General features: G+C 29.0%; 18 protein-coding genes. 3 read left to right on the top strand and 15 right to left on the bottom strand.

Features of this window, described 5'->3' with window-relative positions; all coding sequences use genetic code 11:
- Positions 1-296: 296 nt before the first annotated feature.
- Together HF850_RS01680 and HF850_RS01675 are read right to left on the bottom strand one after the other, a co-directional pair.
- Positions 297-1,262 carry a site-specific integrase gene (locus tag HF850_RS01680; RefSeq protein WP_243159361.1) on the bottom strand — a complete coding sequence of 322 codons (966 nt, stop codon included), beginning with the start codon at positions 1,260-1,262 and terminating at the stop codon, positions 297-299.
- Positions 1,263-1,354: 92 nt separating this feature from the next.
- Positions 1,355-3,364 carry an ATP-dependent helicase gene (locus HF850_RS01675; RefSeq protein WP_169103751.1) on the bottom strand — a complete coding sequence of 670 codons (2,010 nt, stop codon included), beginning with the start codon at positions 3,362-3,364 and terminating at the stop codon, positions 1,355-1,357.
- A gap of 381 nt (positions 3,365-3,745) precedes the next feature.
- Between HF850_RS01675 and HF850_RS01670 the strand changes: the two genes are divergently transcribed.
- Positions 3,746-5,224 (top strand): nicotinate phosphoribosyltransferase, encoded by a 1,479-nt coding sequence (locus HF850_RS01670; protein ID WP_169103750.1) that lies wholly within the window; start codon positions 3,746-3,748, stop codon positions 5,222-5,224.
- Between the two features lie 133 nt (positions 5,225-5,357).
- On the opposite strand, the gene HF850_RS01665 is transcribed toward HF850_RS01670, so the two are convergent.
- Together HF850_RS01665 and HF850_RS01660 are read right to left on the bottom strand one after the other, a co-directional pair.
- A complete protein-coding gene (locus tag HF850_RS01665; RefSeq protein WP_169103749.1) occupies positions 5,358-5,579 on the bottom strand; it encodes a hypothetical protein in 222 nt (73 codons plus the stop codon).
- A gap of 265 nt (positions 5,580-5,844) precedes the next feature.
- Entirely contained in the window at positions 5,845-6,171 is a 327-nt protein-coding gene (locus tag HF850_RS01660; RefSeq protein WP_169103748.1) for a hypothetical protein, read from the bottom strand.
- Between the two features lie 352 nt (positions 6,172-6,523).
- Here HF850_RS01660 and HF850_RS01655 point away from each other — a divergent pair, with 352 nt between their 5' ends.
- Both HF850_RS01655 and HF850_RS01650 read left to right on the top strand, forming a co-directional pair.
- Positions 6,524-6,931, top strand: coding sequence for a Fur family transcriptional regulator (locus HF850_RS01655; protein ID WP_169103747.1), 408 nt, complete (start codon positions 6,524-6,526; stop codon positions 6,929-6,931).
- A 273-nt stretch (positions 6,932-7,204) separates the two neighbouring features.
- Complete coding sequence (locus HF850_RS01650; RefSeq protein WP_243159360.1) at positions 7,205-8,008, top strand: hypothetical protein; 804 nt, start codon at positions 7,205-7,207, stop codon at positions 8,006-8,008.
- Between the two features lie 311 nt (positions 8,009-8,319).
- On the opposite strand, the gene HF850_RS01645 is transcribed toward HF850_RS01650, so the two are convergent.
- The 11 genes from HF850_RS01645 to HF850_RS01595 form a co-directional block, all read right to left on the bottom strand.
- Positions 8,320-8,937: a hypothetical protein gene (locus HF850_RS01645; RefSeq protein ID WP_169103745.1), complete on the bottom strand. Its 618-nt coding sequence runs from the start codon at positions 8,935-8,937 to the stop codon at positions 8,320-8,322.
- A gap of 115 nt (positions 8,938-9,052) precedes the next feature.
- Positions 9,053-9,346 carry a hypothetical protein gene (locus HF850_RS01640; RefSeq protein WP_169103744.1) on the bottom strand — a complete coding sequence of 98 codons (294 nt, stop codon included), beginning with the start codon at positions 9,344-9,346 and terminating at the stop codon, positions 9,053-9,055.
- Positions 9,347-9,375: 29 nt separating this feature from the next.
- Complete coding sequence (locus HF850_RS01635) at positions 9,376-9,933, bottom strand: hypothetical protein (RefSeq protein ID WP_243159359.1); 558 nt, start codon at positions 9,931-9,933, stop codon at positions 9,376-9,378.
- 272 nt (positions 9,934-10,205) lie between these two features.
- A complete protein-coding gene (gene yihA / locus HF850_RS01630) occupies positions 10,206-10,802 on the bottom strand; it encodes a ribosome biogenesis GTP-binding protein YihA/YsxC (protein ID WP_169103743.1) in 597 nt (198 codons plus the stop codon).
- Positions 10,792-13,122 (bottom strand): endopeptidase La, encoded by a 2,331-nt coding sequence (gene lon, locus HF850_RS01625; protein WP_169103742.1) that lies wholly within the window; start codon positions 13,120-13,122, stop codon positions 10,792-10,794. The genes yihA and lon overlap by 11 nt, the downstream gene beginning before the upstream one ends.
- Positions 13,123-13,376: 254 nt before the next feature.
- Positions 13,377-15,053, bottom strand: coding sequence for an ATP-dependent protease LonB (lonB, locus tag HF850_RS01620; RefSeq protein WP_169103741.1), 1,677 nt, complete (start codon positions 15,051-15,053; stop codon positions 13,377-13,379).
- Positions 15,054-15,280: 227 nt separating this feature from the next.
- Positions 15,281-16,570, bottom strand: a complete 1,290-nt coding sequence (clpX, locus tag HF850_RS01615) for an ATP-dependent Clp protease ATP-binding subunit ClpX (protein WP_169103740.1) — start codon at positions 16,568-16,570, stop codon at positions 15,281-15,283.
- Between the two features lie 39 nt (positions 16,571-16,609).
- Positions 16,610-17,209: an ATP-dependent Clp endopeptidase proteolytic subunit ClpP gene (clpP, locus tag HF850_RS01610; protein WP_169103739.1), complete on the bottom strand. Its 600-nt coding sequence runs from the start codon at positions 17,207-17,209 to the stop codon at positions 16,610-16,612.
- A 159-nt stretch (positions 17,210-17,368) separates the two neighbouring features.
- Positions 17,369-18,652: a trigger factor gene (tig, locus tag HF850_RS01605; protein WP_169103738.1), complete on the bottom strand. Its 1,284-nt coding sequence runs from the start codon at positions 18,650-18,652 to the stop codon at positions 17,369-17,371.
- Between the two features lie 97 nt (positions 18,653-18,749).
- Positions 18,750-19,565, bottom strand: a complete 816-nt coding sequence (locus tag HF850_RS01600) for a hypothetical protein (protein ID WP_169103737.1) — start codon at positions 19,563-19,565, stop codon at positions 18,750-18,752.
- A 135-nt stretch (positions 19,566-19,700) separates the two neighbouring features.
- Positions 19,701-19,910 carry a hypothetical protein gene (locus HF850_RS01595; RefSeq protein WP_169103736.1) on the bottom strand — a complete coding sequence of 70 codons (210 nt, stop codon included), beginning with the start codon at positions 19,908-19,910 and terminating at the stop codon, positions 19,701-19,703.
- Positions 19,911-19,971 lie beyond the last annotated feature (61 nt).

Genomic DNA, 19,971 nt, shown 5'->3' with positions numbered 1-19,971 from the left:
CTAAGCATTTATACGTATGTTACTCTATTCATAAATGATATTTACACATGCTCTTATATCAAAATCCAAAATTTTTATAAATTATTTATGCAATCCCTCTATCCATCATATTCGCATTTTGTCCCTTTATATTTTTTCTACATTCTGTCCGTTTCAAAGAAAGACATACTTATTTTATTATTCTAGCTGAACTCATCTAATAAGATACCAGCAATATAATTATTAAGATTACAAAAAAGCAGAGGTAGATAACAAGCATACTGTTTCTCCCTCTTTATCATACTTTTTAAATTCAATTATTTATTCCTTAAACTAATCTTATTATTTTTCTTATTCTCATTCAACAAATCTAATGGATTATATTGTAATAAATCATCCTTAAAATCTATTGGTAGTAAATTCACATATCTTTCAGTAGTTTTGATATTGCTGTGATTTAAAAGTAATTTAAGTCTATAAATATCTCCACCATTTTTAATAAACATAGTAGCAAATGTATTCCTAAAAGTGTTTATACCTCTCATTTTTACCTTGCAATGTTTGAAATAATTAACTAAATTCTGATGCAAAGTATCATAACTCATCTGAGTACCATCCAACTTAGGAAACAATATGTCTTCCTTATCTAAATTAAGATTCTCTATATACTCTTTTAAAACTACCTTTAATGATTTGGATAATGGTACATTTGCTTGTCTTTTAGTTTTCATATGTGCAAATAATATCATATCTTCTTCAAAATCAATGTCTTTAACTCTAATATTTAATAATGTCGTACTCCTGCATCCAGTACCAATTAAGAAAGATACAGTAGCAAAAGATCTATAATCTCCTACAAGACAAGTTCTCAAATCAGGTTTCTGTAATAATTTCTTTAACTCTGCTTCTGTATATACTTCTTTCTTTTCTAAAACTATGCTTGGTATTTTAACTTCAAACTCTTTTAAATACTCCCTAGTGAAGCAATATGTTAGAAATGCTTTTAATTTTATTACAAATGTCTGATATGTATTTCCCTTATATCCATTATCAATCATTGAATTAATCCATTCCTCTACATTCTGTTGATTGATAATATTAATTTCGTCTGTAGGCGATACTCGTTTAATAAGCTCATACTTATAAAATCTTTGCTTGCTTATCAAAGTAGCCTTACGAAGCCCAATAGACTTGCAATAATCCATATATTCTTTGTAACATTCTTCAATTGTTTTTGTGCAATTATTGTTAATTTTTAGTGTTCTTAATCGTAGTTTTGCCATGCTAATCATTCCATTCCCTATACTAAAATTTAACCATTTACGGGAATGGAACGAACATATATTCTTTATGTACTATTTACTACAAAAAAGCGTTACTCGATCTTTTGTATAAGATTATTATCAACCAATACCTTAAGGCTGAAACTCCTAATAGTATCATCATTAAACTTAATCTTGACCTTATCCTTTTCAAGCTCTTCTATAACGCCTAAACCATAAGTCCTATGGCTTACATTATCTCCTTCTTCATATCCATAAGTATCTACTGGAAGGTCATTAAGTTTTCCTTCTATAATAAATCTTGAAACATCCTTAAACTGACCTTTTCTGCTTCTAGGTGAAAATAGATAAAGTTCATCTATTGCTCTTGTCATACCCACATAGAACAGTCTTCTTTCCTCTTCAAGATTAGTATCCTTGCTTGATGAATGTGGTATAGTATCTTCACATATGTTCATTATATATACATTTTTAAACTCCATCCCCTTTACGCCATGTATGGTACTTAATATTACTCCTTCACGGTCTTTTTTCTTTTTACTTTCTTCTATACTTTCCTTAACCTCATTTACATGTTTTAAAAATTCAAATATTGTCTTATAACCTTCTGCTGCAAGCTTAAATTCTTCTATTACATCTTCTAAATCATCAAAACTCTGATTAAACTTCTTTGCATAATTTTTTAGGTGTTCTATATATCCAAGATCCATAACTATATATGCTATTGCCGATGATAATGAAATTTTATTTAAATATTGGATATCTTTTTTTAAATCATCAAGTTTTTTCTTTTGAAATGGTTGTGTGTCATCTTTTCCTATTAATATATCAAAGGGATTTTCATCTTTTATATAATTTTTAACATAAAGTAAACTTGTTTTACTTACATATCTAAATGGTCTGTTTATTATTTGAAAAAAACTTTCTCTATCATATTCATTTACAGCAAGTCTTAAATATGATAGAAGATCCTTACATATGAAATGTTCAAAAAAATTATATTCTCTATCTATAAGCGTAAATGGGATTTTTCTCTTTGTAAGTACATCTATAATAGTATTTGACTCCATATTAGTTCTATAAAGTACTGCATTATCTTCATATGGAATTCCTAATTTCTTTTCTTCATAAATTGTATCAGCAATTATATCTGCCTGAGCTTTTTCATTGTAAGGATTAAACCACTTTATTATTCCATCACTATCTTTATTCCAATGTATATCCTTGTTGTTTCTAGCCTTGTTAAATTTTATAACATCTTTTGATTTCTCTACTATATTTTTTTTACTTCTATAATTTGTAGATAAATAATATTTTTTACCATCCTCAAACAATTTATCAAAGCTTACCATATACTCTGGTTTTGAGCCTCTAAATGAGTAAATACATTGATCTTCATCTCCTACAGCAAATAAAGAATTATTACCACCATCATTTATCATCTTCAAGAAGTCTATTTGAATTTCATCACAATCTTGAAATTCATCTACTAGAATAAACTTAAATAATTTTCTGTATCCATTAAGCATTCTCTCATCATTTTGAAGCATCTTTAAAACTTCAAGGGCAAGGTCGTCAAAATCCCATTTATTATACTGCTTTTTATATTCTTCATAAGTTTCAAGAGCATCTTTGAATATATCTTTAGTAAGAGTAGGTTTAAATTCCTCTATTGAGCATCTAGATGTTTTAAATAAAGATATATTATTAATTGCTTCCTTTACTTTATCATCGTTTACTTCATCAAAATATTTACTCATCACATTACTTATTATTTTATGTGCTACTCCACCTTCAATTATATCTATATCTCTTCCTGCATTTAAAAGCATTTTATAAAATAGTCCATGAAATGTTCCGAAGAAAGGAGATGAATTTCTGTTAAATGTCTCTATGTATCGTTTCTTCATATTTACAGCAGCTGCTTTTGTGAAAGTAATAATAATTATATTTTTATTTGCTATTTTTCTTTCCGAAACAAGATGATTTACCTTATTAATTATTACTGTTGTTTTACCTGATCCTGGAGCCGCAACAATAAGTGCATTTCTATCTATGCATTCTACTGCATTTTTTTGATATTTATCAAGATTGTACCCCACTTATCCTGCCTTCTTTCTATTATTTATTTATCATGAAATATATCTATCGTATTAAATTATTTCCATAATTTATTTCTTTATAATTATAATTTTATATGGGCAAACTAAATAATAAATTATAATAAGCTATTATGATATATTATAATTTAAATTTCAATAATCAAAAAATTCATTCCAACATAATATTAGTTATTTTTAGTAAAAATCCAAAAATATACAATAACTTTTATAAATATCTATACCTCAACACTTTTGTAAGCATATTGTAATGAATGTATTATAGTTGTACAATATATCTATATGTATTTTTATTTTATGACAATTACTCGCACAAATGTTATAATTTAATAATATTTACGTATCTATAAAAGGAGATTATAAATGAATATAAAATCTAAATTTAATGTAAAAGATGAAAGAAATCTTACCATGCTTGTTGACTTCTATGAACTTACAATGGGAAGTGGTTATTTTGAACAACATTTAAAGGATAAAATAGCTTATTTTGATATGTTCTTTAGAAGAGTTCCTGATGGTGGTGGATATTGTATAATGGCTGGTGTTGAACAACTTATTTCATACCTAAGCAACCTAAAATTCTCAGAAAACGATATACAATATTTAAGAGAAAAAAATCTATTCTCTGAAGAATTTCTAGAATACTTAAGTAATTTTGAGTTCAGCTGTGATGTATGGGCTGTTCCAGAAGGTAATCCTGTATTTCCTGGCGAACCATTAGTTACTGTACGTGGTCCAGTTATTCAAGCTCAATTTATTGAAACAATGATACTTCTTACAGTAAACCATCAAACTCTTATAGCTACTAAGGCAAATAGAATCTGTAGGGCTGCTGACGGACGTCCTGTAATGGAATTCGGTTCAAGAAGAGCTCAAGGATATGACGGAGCTATTTATGGTGCAAGAGCAGCAATAATTGGAGGATGTAGTTCAACAGCATGTACTCTTTCAGATAGAATGTTCAATATTCCTGCTGTAGGAACAATGGCTCATAGCTGGGTACAATTATATGATTCTGAATATGAAGCATTTAAAGCCTGGGCAGAAGTATACCCTGAAGATTGTGTATTGTTAATAGATACATACAATGTAATAAAATCAGGTATACCAAATGCAATAAAAGTATTTGATGAAGTGCTTAAACCAATGGGTATAAGACCAAAAGGAGTAAGAATTGATTCAGGCGATATAACATACTTAACTAAACAATGTCGTAAAATGCTTGATGATGCTGGATATGAAGACTGCGGAATAGTTATTTCAAATTCACTTGATGAACATATTATAAGAGATGTCTTAGATCAAGGTGCCTGTGTAAATTCATTTGGTGTAGGTGAAAGATTAATAACAGCAAAATCAGAACCTGTATTTGGCGGAGTATACAAACTTGTTGCTCTTGAAAAAGATGGTGAAATAATTCCAAAAATAAAAATAAGTGAAAATGATGAAAAGATAACTAACCCTGGCTTCAAGAAAATAATAAGATTATTCGATAAAGATTCTCACAAAGCTTTAGCTGATTTAATCACATTAAGAGATGAAGAAATTAATGAAGATGAGCCTTTAACTTTATTTGATCCTATTCATACTTGGAAAAGAAAAAAATTCAAAAACTTCTATACAAAAGATTTACAAGTACCTATATTTGAACAAGGTCAATGCGTATATAAATCTCCAACTGTATTAGAAATTAAGGAATTTGCTAAAACAGAAACAGATAAGTTGTGGCCTGAAATATTAAGATTTGAAAATCCTCATACTTATTATGTAGATTTATCACAAAACTTATGGTCATTAAAGCAATCACTACTTCATAAATATACTGATTCATTTGAAAAGTAGAAATAATTTATATTTTATAAAAATATTCAAGAGATATGATCATTTAAGATTGTATCTCTTTTCTTTATATATTTCATACAAAAAAGACACTAGAAATACAACACTAAAAACTTCTAATATCTTTTAAATATGTTTAAAAACTAATTTTAATTCCATTTTCATCATCACAAGATTTTAAATAACTGTAATCATGCTTGATTATATCTTTTATATTAAATTCATTATCTGATGAAGAACACTCATTAAATATACATTGTTCTTCACTTTGATACTCCCCTTTTTCATTTATATGCATTGGGCATTCTCCATAACACTCTACTTTTATTCTCTTGCTTGACCAAAATGGACACTTCATAACATTCCCACCTTTTTATATAATAGCAATTATTTATTTTTTACTAAATTTAAATAAAAAATAAATTTAATCTCTCAATTCTAACTATTTTTATTTTAAATTTTTAGAATTTTATACACTTAATGCAAATATTTTCCTAATTATTATATTACATTTTTTAGTAAAAGTAAAGTTTTTATCAAACATTATTCCATATATTAGAAAAAAGCAGTCAAAAACTGCTTTTATCTTTATTATTGATTTTAACTTTATCTTTTCTATTCTACTATGCTTGCCCACTATTTTTTTCAACAGATATATTAATAATTTCATTTTGGAATGCTTTTAGTAATGCTTTTTCCAATACTTTTTCTTTATCAAAATTATCTATATCTTTACAAACAGCAAATACTTTACACTTGTGTCCAGAAACATTCTTATAAGTTAATGTAACATTTGGCTTATCATACTCAACATCAACAATTTTAATTCCCCATGCTATCTGAGCAAAATCTCCATCAATTGTTAAATGAGTTAACTCTTTTAACTTTTCACTTTCTTTGCTTGGATCATTAATTATTATTAGTTCATCTCCTACCTTGTATTTAGCCATAAAATACGCCTCCCTAGTTTATAAGAAAAAACATGCATTTAGCATGTTAATCTTAAAATCATTAATATCTCATTACAACTTCAGTTTGTTAATTAATTAACATTATCTTTATTTATATATTATCAAACTTTTCTAAATTGTGCAATAATTTTATTTTGTTTTTTGGATAAATAATCCAGGAGAAACACATTTATTCCCTAATTTTGTTTAATTTATTTAATTTACTTAACACTGCATATGTCACTATATGAATAATAATTATTTGTTGATAATATCACTCCTATCTGTTGACTGTTTCTGTACATTTATGTTATAATCTGTATACAAAAAAATTAAAGAGAGGGAATTATATATGGATCAGATAGCTTCAATATTTAAAGAAAAAAAGCTAAAACTTACTCCACAGAGACTTGCAGTTTATAATTATCTAATTAATACAACTGCACATCCTTCTGCTGATAAAATTTATACAGATATACATGTCCAATATCCTACTATGAGTCTAGCGACTGTGTATAAATCATTAAAGACATTAGTTGAGGTAGACTTAGTTCAAGAACTTAATGTTGGTGAAGGAAATTTTAGATATGATGCAAATTCAACTCCTCATCCACATATACAATGTTTAAAATGCGGTAAGGTTGATGATTTAACAGATCTTAAATTTGATGACATTAATAGTTCAGCTGAGATGCATACCGATTATAAAATTGTATCTAGTCAAATTTACTTTTATGGATATTGTAAGGATTGTCAGTAGTATCCTGACTATAGCTTCTTATAAAAATTAGCAACATACACATTGATGTACATTTGCTGTTTTTTATTTAAAGCTGTAGTCTTTTTTATTTTCCAAACATGTACCCTTAACAATCAACATATAATTTATTGAGGTGATACATACATGAAAATATTAATCATTAAAAAAAAATTTCTAATAAATCTCATAACTTTTACAATTGTGACTCTTATAATAATTGTAGCTCTATTTCTATTATGTAACAAATTTAATTTCCAAGAAACATTATCTCCTTTGAATTTATCACAAAATTATTCTTATGACTTAAACGGAGACGGCCTTCAAGATAATATACAGCTAGTTGAAGAGCAAAATAAGGTAGACATATGCATTAAATGTGCAAATGAAGAATATTATCTCTCAAAGGAATGCACTGATAAAGTATTATTTACAAGCTGCAGTTATTTAAAACCAAAAATATTTATTCACGACTTATCAAGAAATTCAGTTCCTGAAATTATACTTACTGGACTTAAGGGTGAAAAAAACTCCGCCTATGTCTTTCAATGGAATAAAAATAAATTCACGTTATTATATAGTGATAACAATAATATATTTGGAATACTTAACTGTAAAAATTCTTGCACTCCACAATGCTATTCATTAAATTCTATAAAAGGACTAAGTTCATTAAATAGTTTTATGGTAATAAATAATTCAATTCTTGATACTACTGCTGACTCAAAATCTCTACCTTCATTAGATTCAGTTACTAGTTTTATTAATATAATTGAACTTTCTTACCCATTAGACGAACTTCCTAGTATATTTAGCTCCAATATTAATAGTGATGAATTATCACTTCTCTGGAATTTAGATAAAGATAATAATTCCTATTTGTTTCAAAATGGTTTTTTTTATGATTATGAATGGGACAATTTAAACTCTCCTCTATATATAAAATGGAGACTTTCCTTTGAAAAGAAAAGTTTAAAAGACAATAATTCGGATAAGAAACAACTTGTACTATTAATTGATCTTCGTAAAGAAAGTAATTCTTCATCCTATAATATTACATCTATTCAAGTATCAAATTAGTTATATATTATTTACTATATACTATTTTAACAATTTAATTTAACCAAATTTATATAACTTTTATTAAAATATCTTAAACATGTATATAAAGAAGTATATTATCTAAAATAATTCTTTTTATTACAATAATAAAGGCCGCAATCAAGCGGCCTAAAAGGGGGATGGGGGGTTGCTTAATAAAATATAATTTTACTAAGCTTGTAGGAGAATGCCTTCTCCATTACATTAATATTATTGACAGTTTTTCTTTTTATATACACAAACTTTAAAATTAATAAATTTATAAGTATTGAACATTAATATTTAGCACTTTATTTATCCTTAAATGCTCCACTCTTATAAAGTTCTATCATTTTATTTATTAATGGAACCTTTTCCTGATTAACAATACCTTTTAACGATACAAGAAATTCAAGATCATTATTTTGTTTAATTTTTACTTTAGCATTTGCATTGGCTGAGTTACTAGAAATTTTTGATTCTTTACCCACCTTTTCTTGTTCACTTTTTTTTATATTAGAAGTCGTATCACTACTATTCTCTTTACTATTTTCTAAATTAACATTATTCATATTAGGCATAACATTTTTATTATTTATATTGCCCGTATTAATATTAGCGCCATGATTGATATTATTATTCATATCATTAGGATTTGAAAATCCATTTCCGTACATCATATTATTATCTAAATTTAATCCTGCCATTTGTGCCAATGGACCTAAATTACCCAGATTAAAACCATTTGTATTCATCGATGCAAGCATATTTGTCATATTTGTCATATCAAAATTTCCACCTAATAAATTCATTAACTGCACAGGATCAATACCAAATGGATTATTGTTATTCATACTATTCATATTATTTATATTTTTATTTTTATTATTAGCACTGGATTCCTGTTCCTTATGTCTATGCTTAGCCATTAAAACTCCTCCACATTATAGTTCCCTAATCACATTATATGTATAATTTACAAAAATGGTATATGTTTTTGTGCATTTTTTTGGAGGGTCCTAGAACCCTCCATCTACTATTTTATTAGCAGCAACTGCTTCCATATCCACTATTGTTAGATCCACATAAGCATCCACCAAATAGTATAAATAGTAAGATAATTAAATATGATGAACTACAATTTAGCAAACCTGATCCACAAGCAATTAATAAGAAGATTATTGGAGCTAATCCGGCACATCCTCCTAATACTCCTGAACCAGAATAGTTGTTCATATAACTGTTACAACAGCTTGGCATACAGCAGCAATCATCATGACATTTCCTTTCGCAGCAGCATTTCTTTTGGCAGCAACATTTATTCTTCTTTTTAGACATATTTATCTCTCCTTCCTAAAAATTCGAATTTAACAACCACAATTGTTTAAATTACCAGCAAAATTGTTATATCCTCCGAAACCATAGTTTCCACCTATTATAGGATTTACACCAATTCCACATCCACCACAGTTTCCACCGAAACCGCCTATACCATTAAATCTTCCATTGCATAAGAATAGAATTACTAATAAGAATAGATATGCAGTACAGCTATTTCCACAGAATAAGCCTCCACCTATACTATTATTGTTATATCTGAAGTGGTTATTACATCCACATCCGCAGTCACAGTCATCACAGCATCCACATCCACAATTATTACCACCAAATCCACGACCGCCTAGTAATCCGTTACCGCCACAGCCGCATCCACAATAGAATAATATTAATAAAATCCAAATCCAACTACCAAATCCACATCCAATTCCATTACCTATACCACCATAACCTAAACCTGCAGTACCTGGGAACCCATAACCATTAACAGGTGGCATTTGACCTCCACAATAGTCATTATCTGGTCCAGAATCACAACAATTGTCATCACATGGATTTAAACCATTTAGGATATCATTCATCTCCATATTTATTCCTCCTTGGAAATATTTTTTCTTTGTTATACTATATACTATTCCTCCTCAGAATTTTTGACACTAATTTCATATGAGAATTTATTATATATATTATTAAATTTATATCTTCTTTTATTTATCTAAAACTCTAAATTATTTCACTTTATACGAAAATTTTGAAAGAAAAAAAGCTCATGTAAGATTATATTCCCTTACATAAGCTTTTGTTAATATTCACCTGTCTATTTTTAGCTTAAACTTAGTGTTAATCTTTCATGAAAAAACTAATCTAAATCTGTAGCAAATTCTAAAAACAAGTTATCTATAAGATTTTCTATTCCCTTTTTATTTAATGATGAGAAGAAATATAATTTATCATCATCAGCTAGTTTTAATGTTTCTCTGATTACTTTTTCATTCTTTTTAAATTCAGAGTTCTTAAGCTTATCACTCTTAGTTGCAACTACAACTACATCATATCCAAAATGCTTAGCCCATTCATACATCATAACATCATCACCTGTTGGCTTATGTCTTGAATCAACTAATAATACTATTCTCTTAAGCTGATCTCGCCCAGTAAGGTACATATCTATAGTCTTTCCCCAGCTATCCTTCTCAGCCTTTGATACTTTTGCATATCCATATCCAGGAAGGTCAACTAAATAGAAATCATTATTTATAAGAAAGAAGTTTACAAGTCTTGTTTTACCTGGTGTACTACTTACCTTTGCTAATTTTTTTCTATTAGTTATTGAATTTATAATTGAACTTTTACCAACATTAGATCTTCCTACAAAAGCAATCTCTGCTCTATTATCTACTGGATATTGATTTCTTTTAACTGCTGATATAATAAATTCTGATTGTTTAATTCTCATTAGTATCCTCTCCAATTAATGCATTCTTAAGAACCTCATTCACTTCTCTTGCAGGAATTATATTTAAATTCCTTCTTATTGAATTAGGTATCTTTTCTATATCTTTCTCATTTTCTTTAGGAATTATTATAGTATCTACTCCAGCTCTAAATGCTGCAAGTGATTTTTCCTTTAAGCCACCTATAGGAAGAACTCTTCCTGTAAGAGTAACTTCACCTGTCATAGCTACGTTATGTCTTACTTTTTTTCCTGATAATGCTGACACTAAAGCTGTAACCATAGTAATTCCTGCAGATGGACCATCCTTAGGTACTGCACCTTCTGGTGCATGAATATGAATATCCTTTTCCTTGTAGAAGTTCTCAGTTATTCCAAATTTAGATGCATTTGCCCTAACATAGCTATATGCAGTCTTTGCAGATTCCTGCATTACTTCACCAAGTTTTCCTGTAAGCTGAAGCTTTCCATTACCTTTCATAGCTGTAGCTTCAATTGGAAGTGTATCTCCACCATAAGCAGTCCATGCCATTCCATTAACTACACCAATCTTATCAAGCTTATCTATTTCATCTATTGTGAAAAGTTTCTTTCCTAAAAGTTCTTCTATAATTTCATCATTAACATAAAGCTTATCTAAATCTTCATTTATAATCTTAGCTAATGATTTTCTTATAAGTGAGCTTAATTTTCTTTCAAGCCCACGTACTCCTGATTCTCTAGTATAACCTTCAATAACACTTCTTATAGCCTCATCTTCAATTATTACCTTATCAGAAGGTATATCTAAATCTTTTATAATCTTAGGTAATAAATGTTCCTTAGCTATATGGAACTTTTCTTCATAAGTATATCCTGATACTTCAATTATTTCCATTCTGTCAAGAAGTGGTCTTGGAATAGTATCTAATGAATTTGCTGTAGCTACAAACATTACCTTAGATAAATTTAAAGGAAGCTCAAGATATGCATCTCTAAAGTCCTTATTTTGCTCATTATCTAATACTTCAAGAAGTGCATCTGATGGATCACCCTTATAGTTTGAACTGATTTTATCAATCTCATCAAACAGAATTAATGGATTTATAGATTTTGCATCTTTAAGTGCATATGCTATTCTTCCTGGTATTGCTCCTACATAAGTCTTTCTATGACCTCTTATTTCAGATTCATCCTTCATACCACCTAGAGATATTCTAGTATACTTTCTATTCATTGCATTTGCTATTGACCTAGCAATAGATGTTTTACCTACTCCTGGAGGCCCTACAAGACAAAGTATAGGTCCTTTTTGTGATTTACTAAATTGTTTAACTGCTAAATATTCAATAATTCTATCTTTAACATCTTCTAATCCATAATGTTCATCATCAAGAATTTTTTTAGCTTTTTTAACATCTATAGATTCTTTTGTATATTTTCCCCATGGAATATCAAATACCCAATCTATATAAGTTTTAGTAACACTTGCCTCAGATGAATTAGGTGACATTTTCTTAAGTCTTGAAATCTCATGAGCTACCTTTTCTTTAGATTCCTTACTCATTTTAAGCTTTCCAAGCTTTTCTTCATATGATGAAATTTCTTTTTTATCTTCATCATATTCTCCTAGTTCCTCTTGAATTGCTTTCATTTGCTCTCTTAAGTAATACTCTTTTTGTTCTTTACTAACAGTATTTTTTACTTTAGCTGCAATCTTTCTTTGAATTTTTGCTATTCCAACCTCAGTCTTAAGCCTATCAAGTACCAGTTTTGCTCTCTCTGTAAGATTTATACTTTCAAGAACTTCTTGCTTCATTCTTTCATCTGTAATTGAATAAGATGCTACCATATCTAGGAATTCTGAAGTATTCTCTAATGGATCTACGTTTTTTGCCACATCATCATAATCATCTTCTGTAAGTTTTATTAGTTTTAAAAACTCCTTATTAATAACATTAACATAAGCTTCTAATTCATCAGATTTAACTTTTTTAGTACGTATTTTTTCTACAGAAGCCTTTATACAATTTTCATCATCTTCTATATATTCAACTATTTTTGCTCTTTCTAAACCTTCAACAAGAACTCTGATTATATTATCAGACATTTTTAATACTTGCTTTATCTTACATATAGTTCCAACTGTATATATATCATCTTGATTAGGTTCTTCAATCGCTGAATCTCTCTGACTTACAAGAAATACTTCTTGTTCTTCACGCATTGCTTCTTCTATAGCTGCTGCTGATTTAGCTCTTCCAACATCAAAATGAACTACGACTTTAGGAAAAACAGTCAATCCTCTTAAAGGAATTAGTGGAATTGCATATAACTTTTTCATAATACTATTTCCCCCCATAATACAATAAAATAATTATTTTAACTTAATTAGTATACACATATTAAGCTATTTTTTCAATTCTTCCATCAATACATATATTGTAAATTTTTAATTTACTATAATTACAATAATGCAATACATAAGCATTAAATAGAAAAGGTGCGAAATGTAAGAGTTTATCTTATTCCACACCCTTTATATTATATTAAACTAAATATTGTATTTTTACAAACTAAATTTTAAATTTTATTTAATTAATTAGTATATTGGTTTCTTTTTGCAGATAGTATTTCTGTGTCGCCAGTATTTTCTCTATCACTAAATACTTCTAAAGATTCTTTAATTACTTCTGTAAAATTTGATACAGGAATTATATCTATATTTCCTATCCCACTTAACTCTTCTTCATAATTATCTTTAGGAATTATAACCTTCCTTGCTCCAGCCTTAATTGCAGCAGATATTTTAGCCTTTACTCCTCCAATAGGCTTTACTGAACCAAGTATACTTATTTCTCCTGTCATAGCAACAAATCTATCTAGCTTTTGATTCGTTATGGCACTATATATAGCAGCAGCTATCGTAATACCCGCCGAAGGTCCATCTACAGGCATCCCCCCTGGTATATTTACATGTATATCATACTTATCTGTATTTAAAGAAAATAAATTATCTAATACTGTAAGTACATTCTGCACTGATGAATATGCTGTACTCTTCATTTTTATCTTCTTATTATTATTTGTTATTTCTTCTTCTTCAACTATACCAGTAACCTTTATATCTCCTCTTCTATGATTAACTTTCTTGCAGCTTACCTCAAGAGGCATAAGCATCCCTATATTAGCTCCATATACTGCAAGACCATTAGCAAGCCCTACTTTTGATACTCTAGGTATTTTATTTGTTACTACTTTTGTATACTGACCATTTTCAAGAACCCATTTTATATCTTCTAATGTTATTTCCATTCTTTTTTCATTTACTGCTATTCCAGATGCAAGCTGAATAAGATTAATTACCTCTCTTCCATTAGTACAATATCTGCTTACTTCATCAACACCATCATCAGTTATCTTAAGTCCTACTTTTTTTACTGAATTTACAGCTATTTTCTTTATTTCTTCTGGTAAAAGTGCTCTAAAAAATATCTCTACACATCTTGATCTTATTGCAGGTATAATCTCCTGCGGAGACCGCGTAGTCGCACCTATAAGCCTAAAATCTGCTGGCAATCCTTTTTCGAATACTTCTTTTATATATACAGGCATATTAGGATCTTCTGAACTATAATATGAGCTATCAAAAAACACTTTTCTATCTTCAAGAACTTTTAATAATTTATTTAACTCTATAGGATGAAGTTCACCTATTTCATCTAAAAATAATATTCCACCATGAGCTTTTGTTACTGCTCCTGCTTTAGGCTGTGGTATACCTGCAATTCCAAAAGATCCTGCTCCTTGATAAATAGGATCATGTACAGAACCTATAAGAGGATCAGCTATACCTCTTTCATCAAAACGGAGTGTTGTAGCATCAAGTTCAACAAACTTAGCATTCTTATTAAAAGGTGATACAGGTGATTTCTTGGCTTCCTCTAACACAAGCCTTGCTGCTGCAGTTTTTCCTACTCCTGGAGGTCCATATATAATAACATGCTGTGGATTTGGACCACATAATGCTGCTTTCAATGCCTTTATCCCTTTTTCTTGTCCTATTACCTCATCGAAACTTTCAGGTCTACTTTTTTCTGTTAGTGGTACTGTAAGTGATATCTGCCTTAATTTATTTAAATTATTCATTTCTTTTGTACTTTCCCTATCTATAACTACCGTTTTACTTTTTTGTGTCCTTGCCACTGTATTACTCATAATATAAACCATTAAAATTAGTAGTATTATCTGCAAAACCATAAGTATACTAGTCATAATTTCTTAATATATCAATTGCTGTATATACTAATAGCAATTAATTATATTTTTCCTCCTTTCAGAAATAATTTTTATTATTACTAGTATTTACTTATTATTACAAAATATACGCAAAATTATATTTCAGATCTATTTGGCTTGTATAATTAATAAATCATAAAAATTTATACGTAATATATAAAAAAACTCTGTTTTGATAATTTTATCAAAACAGAGTTTTTATGTTAAGCAGTTTCTATATCTTTCTTAGTTCTAGTTTTTACTAAAGTAGGTCTTACTTTTCCTTCTTCTAATCTTTCGATTTTTGGTTCCTTCTTATCTTTAATAGTCTCCTCAGTTATTATAACCTTAGTTATTCTATCATCTGAAGGAATTTCATACATTATTTCATTCATTATATCTTCAATGATTGCTCTAAGACCTCTTGCACCAGTTTCTCTTTCAATAGCCTCATTTGCAATTGCTTCTAGAGCTTTTTCATCAAATTCAAGCTTAACATCATCTAATTCAAATAACTTCTTATATTGTTTTACAAGAGCATTCTTTGGTTTAGTTAAAATTTCAACTAATGCTTTCTTATCTAATGATTCTAATGTTACTAGAATTGGAAGTCTTCCGATAAATTCAGGAATTAAACCAAACTTTAATAAGTCAGCTGGCATTATTTCTTTTAGTAAGCTTCCTACATCTTTTTCATGCTTAGATTGTATGTCTGCACCGAATCCCATAGAACTCTTTCTAGTTCTATTTTCGATTATCTTATCAACACCATCAAAGGCACCACCACAAATAAATAATATATTTGATGTATTTATTTGAATAAACTCTTGATGTGGATGTTTTCTTCCACCTTGAGGTGGAACTGAAGCAACAGTTCCTTCTAAAATTTTAAGTAATGCCTGTTGTACACCTTCACCTGATACATCTCTTGTTATTGAAGGATTTTCAGATTTTCTTGCAATCTTATCAATTTCGTCGATGTATATAATTCCTCTTTCAGCCTTTTCTACATCATAGTCAGCATTTTGTATTAATTTAAGAAGTATATTTTCAACATCTTCACCAACATATCCAGCTTCAGTTAATGTTGTAGCATCAGCTATAGCAAATGGTACATTTAAAAACTTAGCTAAAGTTTGAGCTAATAATGTTTTACCTGACCCAGTAGGTCCAAGTAACAAAATATTACTCTTTGAAAGTTCAACATCCATTTCGCTCTTATTGCTATTTATTCTCTTATAATGATTATAAACTGCAACTGCTAATGATTTTTTAGCTCTATCTTGACCGATTACATAAGAATCAAGATATTCTTTAATTTCTGATGGCTTTGGAATACTCTTTGGATCAAAATCCACTGTTTCTTGGAATTCATCTGCAATAATTTCAGAACATAAATCTATACATTCATCGCATATATATACTCCTGGGCCTGCAATTAATCTTTTCACTTGTTCTTGAGTCTTACCGCAAAAAGAACATTTTAATTGTTTTTTATCATCATATTTAGCCATAAATTCACCTCGCTTAAAAAGTCTACGATAAATCACTGATTAATTTTCTTTTTTTTCAGATTTCTTAGTAAGTACAGCATCTACTAATCCATATTCTTTTGCTTCTTCTGCACTCATAAAATTATCTCTTTCTGTATCTGCACAGATTGTTTCATATGGTTTACCAGTGTTTTTACTTAATGTTTCATTAAGCATTTTTTTGATTTTTAACATCCAGTTTGCATGAATTTCAATATCTGTTGCCTGACCTTTATAACCACCTAGTGGTTGATGTATCATTACTTCTGAATGAGGAAGTGCATATCTCTTACCCTTTGCTCCACAAGAAAGTAAGAATGCTCCCATTGATGCAGCCATACCTACACATATAGTTGATACATCAGCATTTATAAGTTCCATTGTATCATATATAGCCATACCTGCTGTTACAGATCCACCTGGACTGTTTATATATATTGAAATATCCTTATCTGGGTCTTCACTATCTAAGAACAATAACTGTGCAACTACTAATTGAGCAGTTTCATCTGTTATTTCTCCACTTAGCATTATTATTCTTTCTTTTAATAATCTTGAAAATATATCGTAAGAACGTTCTCCTCTGCTAGTTTGTTCTACTACCATTGGCACTAAACTCATTTAAATCCTCCCTCTCTCTTTGATGAAATTTTTAATGCTACTTATCATTATATAATTATTTATTATATTTGTTAATTAGTAGTTTGAAACAAATGCCAGAAAAAATTTTTTTTCTGGCAATTTATTTTAGACTGTAATTTAATTATATATCAAATAAAATTATTTGCAATTTTCTTTAATAAATTTAAGAGTTTTTTCAATAACTATATCGTTAGCAATCATTGCTCTTTGAGATTTAGCTAATATTTCAGCCATCTTTTCTGGATCTTTTGGTGTATACATTTTTGCAAGTTCTAAAGCTCTAGCACTTACTTCTTCATCTGTAGCTTCAATATTTTCTGCTTTAGCAACTGCTTCAAGAACTAAGTCAGCTTTAACTTTTCTTTCAGCATTTTCTTTCATGAATTCTCTCATTTTTTCAACAGTATTTCCTGTGAATTCCATATATTGATCTAAGTTTAAACCTTGATATTGTAATCTTCCTTCAAGATCCTTCATCATAGCATCGATTTCTTTTTCTATCATAACTCCTGGAACGTCCATTTTAGCATTTTCAATTACAGCAGTTATTACAGCTTCTTCGAATTCTCTTTCAGCTTTATCAGCATTATTCTTTTCTAAAGTTTTCTTTAAGTTTTCTTTTAATTCAGCTAATGATTCAACAGCAGCAACTTCTTTAGCGAATTCATCATCTAATTCTGGTAATTCTTTAACTTTAATTGATTTAACTTCAACTTCAAACATTGCAGGTTTTCCGTTTAATTCATCTTTACCATAGTTTTCTGGGAAAGTAACATTAACTTCCTTCTTATCTCCAACTGCTAATCCTATTAATTGATCTTCGAAGTTATCTATGAATGAACCTGATCCGATTTCTAATGGATAGTCATGACCTTCTCCACCTTCGAATGCAGTTCCATCTATGTATCCTTTAAAGTCGATAACAGCTATATCACCTTTTTCAACTTTTCCGTCTTCTTTAACTTCCATTCTAGCGTTCTTTTCTTGCATATCCTTGATTTGCTTTTCTACTTCAGCATCTTCAACTTCATATACAGGTTTCTTTACGTCTAATCCTTTATATTCACCTAATTCAACTTCTGGATAAGTTGTTACTGTAGCAGTATAAACAAAATCTTTTCCTTCTCCAAGTTCAGTTACATCAACCTTTGGAAAATCAACTGGTCTGATGTTTTCAGCAGCTAATGCTTCACCATAAGATGCATCTATAGCAAAGTTTATAGCATCATCATAGAATACTTCTACTCCATAGAACTTCTTAACCATGTTCATTGGAACTTTACCTTTTCTGAATCCTGGTATGTTATATCTACCTTTATTCTTGTTATATGCTTTAACAAGAGCTTCATTGAATTTTTCAGCATCAACTCTTATTTCTAATTTCACAACATTATTTTCTATTTTTTCCACTTTAGCTTTCATTTTATTCTTTCCTCCTAAAATAGTCTGCTTCTAATTTAACCAAGTTATTATACCATAAATAGTTAAATGTTATCAAATAAAATATTTATAATAATCTCTATTGAGTTATTACCCCATCTGGACCGATGTAGTAATTAGTTCCATCTACCGTAACTTCTACACCTTTTTCACTTATATTGCCTATATCGGCTTGCTTCCCTTGAATCTGCCATAATATAGTGTCAGTTCCATTATTATAATTAGAAATCCAAACATATTGTTTTACAGCAGCAGTTCCAAAGTAAGGTCTGTTTGTAACAAAAATAATACTGTCTTCACTTAAAAATTTAGGATTTTTATTCCACAAATAATTAGGCTGAGATGCAAGTGTTGCTTCTTTAGTGAATACACCTCCACTTTTTGAAACATATTTATCCTTTGATATTATTTTACTACTTCCATCAACATTATATAAAGTAATTTGTGCATTTGTATCACAAACAAGCATCTGATTTTTTGCAGGACTTATATCATAAGTCACTCCAGCATCAGCTCCTTGAAGCTCTTTGAATACTTTCTGACCATTTTCTTCTATATAAACTGCTTTTGCACTATTTCCACTTACTAGACTAATATCCATGTACTGTTCTTCTGGTTGTTTTACTTCTTCTACTACTTCTGGTTCACTATCTACTTCTTCAGCTGAAGTTTGTTCTGTATTTTCAGCAGTTTCTTGTGGAATAGTTGAAGTATCACTATCTATCCACGCTTGAATATTTTGTCTTATTTTACTGAAATCTATAGGTGCATAAGTAAATTTAAGAGCAACTGCAGATATTACTACAATTACCAAAACTAGAATAGCTATAGTATTTCTTTTTCGCCTTTTCATCTTTCTTTCGTATTCTCTACTAAAAATACTTGGCTTACTCAAGGACTACCCCTCCAAATCTTGCGTTTTTCATTCAAACACATTTATTATATATTATTATTGTTCGTAAATCCATAACATTATAACATATTTTTTATTATTGCCAATCTATTGAGTAATTATTGATTGAAATTTTACTTATTTTTTACTTTTACATCCTTCACATTTACCCCTAGAGCCACATGAATTACATTTACTTCCTCCCCCCTTACTGCAACATCCTCCACATTTAAGAAGACCTTCTGCTCTCATTTCTTCTATAGTAAGTGTACATATATTTTCTGAATAGTCTTCGTAATCCACACTTTCTTTAAGAAGATTATCAGTTAATTCTTTTATTTTAATCATAAAAATTTAATCCTCCGTTAATCATAATTTAAACAATATTTATACTTTTAACACTATTATT

The sequence above is a fragment of the Clostridium sp. SM-530-WT-3G genome (assembly GCF_012843905.1).
Classification (GTDB): Bacteria; Bacillota; Clostridia; order Clostridiales; family Clostridiaceae; genus Clostridium.
Note: the sequence above shows the minus strand (reverse complement) of the source record. Positions and strands in the feature narration are given on the sequence as shown.

What these genes read in the sequence shown, in the direction of transcription:
- HF850_RS01680 (WP_243159361.1), bottom strand. Translation starts at nt 1,262, where the DNA reads ATGGCAAAACTACGATTAAGAACACTAAAAATTAACAATAATTGCACA.
- HF850_RS01670 (WP_169103750.1), top strand. Translation starts at nt 3,746, where the DNA reads ATGAATATAAAATCTAAATTTAATGTAAAAGATGAAAGAAATCTTACC.
- HF850_RS01665 (WP_169103749.1), bottom strand. Translation starts at nt 5,579, where the DNA reads ATGAAGTGTCCATTTTGGTCAAGCAAGAGAATAAAAGTAGAGTGTTAT.
- HF850_RS01660 (WP_169103748.1), bottom strand. Translation starts at nt 6,171, where the DNA reads ATGGCTAAATACAAGGTAGGAGATGAACTAATAATAATTAATGATCCA.
- HF850_RS01655 (WP_169103747.1), top strand. Translation starts at nt 6,524, where the DNA reads ATGGATCAGATAGCTTCAATATTTAAAGAAAAAAAGCTAAAACTTACT.
- HF850_RS01645 (WP_169103745.1), bottom strand. Translation starts at nt 8,937, where the DNA reads ATGGCTAAGCATAGACATAAGGAACAGGAATCCAGTGCTAATAATAAA.
- HF850_RS01640 (WP_169103744.1), bottom strand. Translation starts at nt 9,346, where the DNA reads ATGTCTAAAAAGAAGAATAAATGTTGCTGCCAAAAGAAATGCTGCTGC.
- HF850_RS01635 (WP_243159359.1), bottom strand. Translation starts at nt 9,933, where the DNA reads ATGGAGATGAATGATATCCTAAATGGTTTAAATCCATGTGATGACAAT.
- yihA (WP_169103743.1), bottom strand. Translation starts at nt 10,802, where the DNA reads ATGAGAATTAAACAATCAGAATTTATTATATCAGCAGTTAAAAGAAAT.
- lon (WP_169103742.1), bottom strand. Translation starts at nt 13,122, where the DNA reads ATGAAAAAGTTATATGCAATTCCACTAATTCCTTTAAGAGGATTGACT.
- lonB (WP_169103741.1), bottom strand. Translation starts at nt 15,053, where the DNA reads ATGACTAGTATACTTATGGTTTTGCAGATAATACTACTAATTTTAATG.
- clpX (WP_169103740.1), bottom strand. Translation starts at nt 16,570, where the DNA reads ATGGCTAAATATGATGATAAAAAACAATTAAAATGTTCTTTTTGCGGT.
- clpP (WP_169103739.1), bottom strand. Translation starts at nt 17,209, where the DNA reads ATGAGTTTAGTGCCAATGGTAGTAGAACAAACTAGCAGAGGAGAACGT.
- tig (WP_169103738.1), bottom strand. Translation starts at nt 18,652, where the DNA reads ATGAAAGCTAAAGTGGAAAAAATAGAAAATAATGTTGTGAAATTAGAA.
- HF850_RS01595 (WP_169103736.1), bottom strand. Translation starts at nt 19,910, where the DNA reads ATGATTAAAATAAAAGAATTAACTGATAATCTTCTTAAAGAAAGTGTG.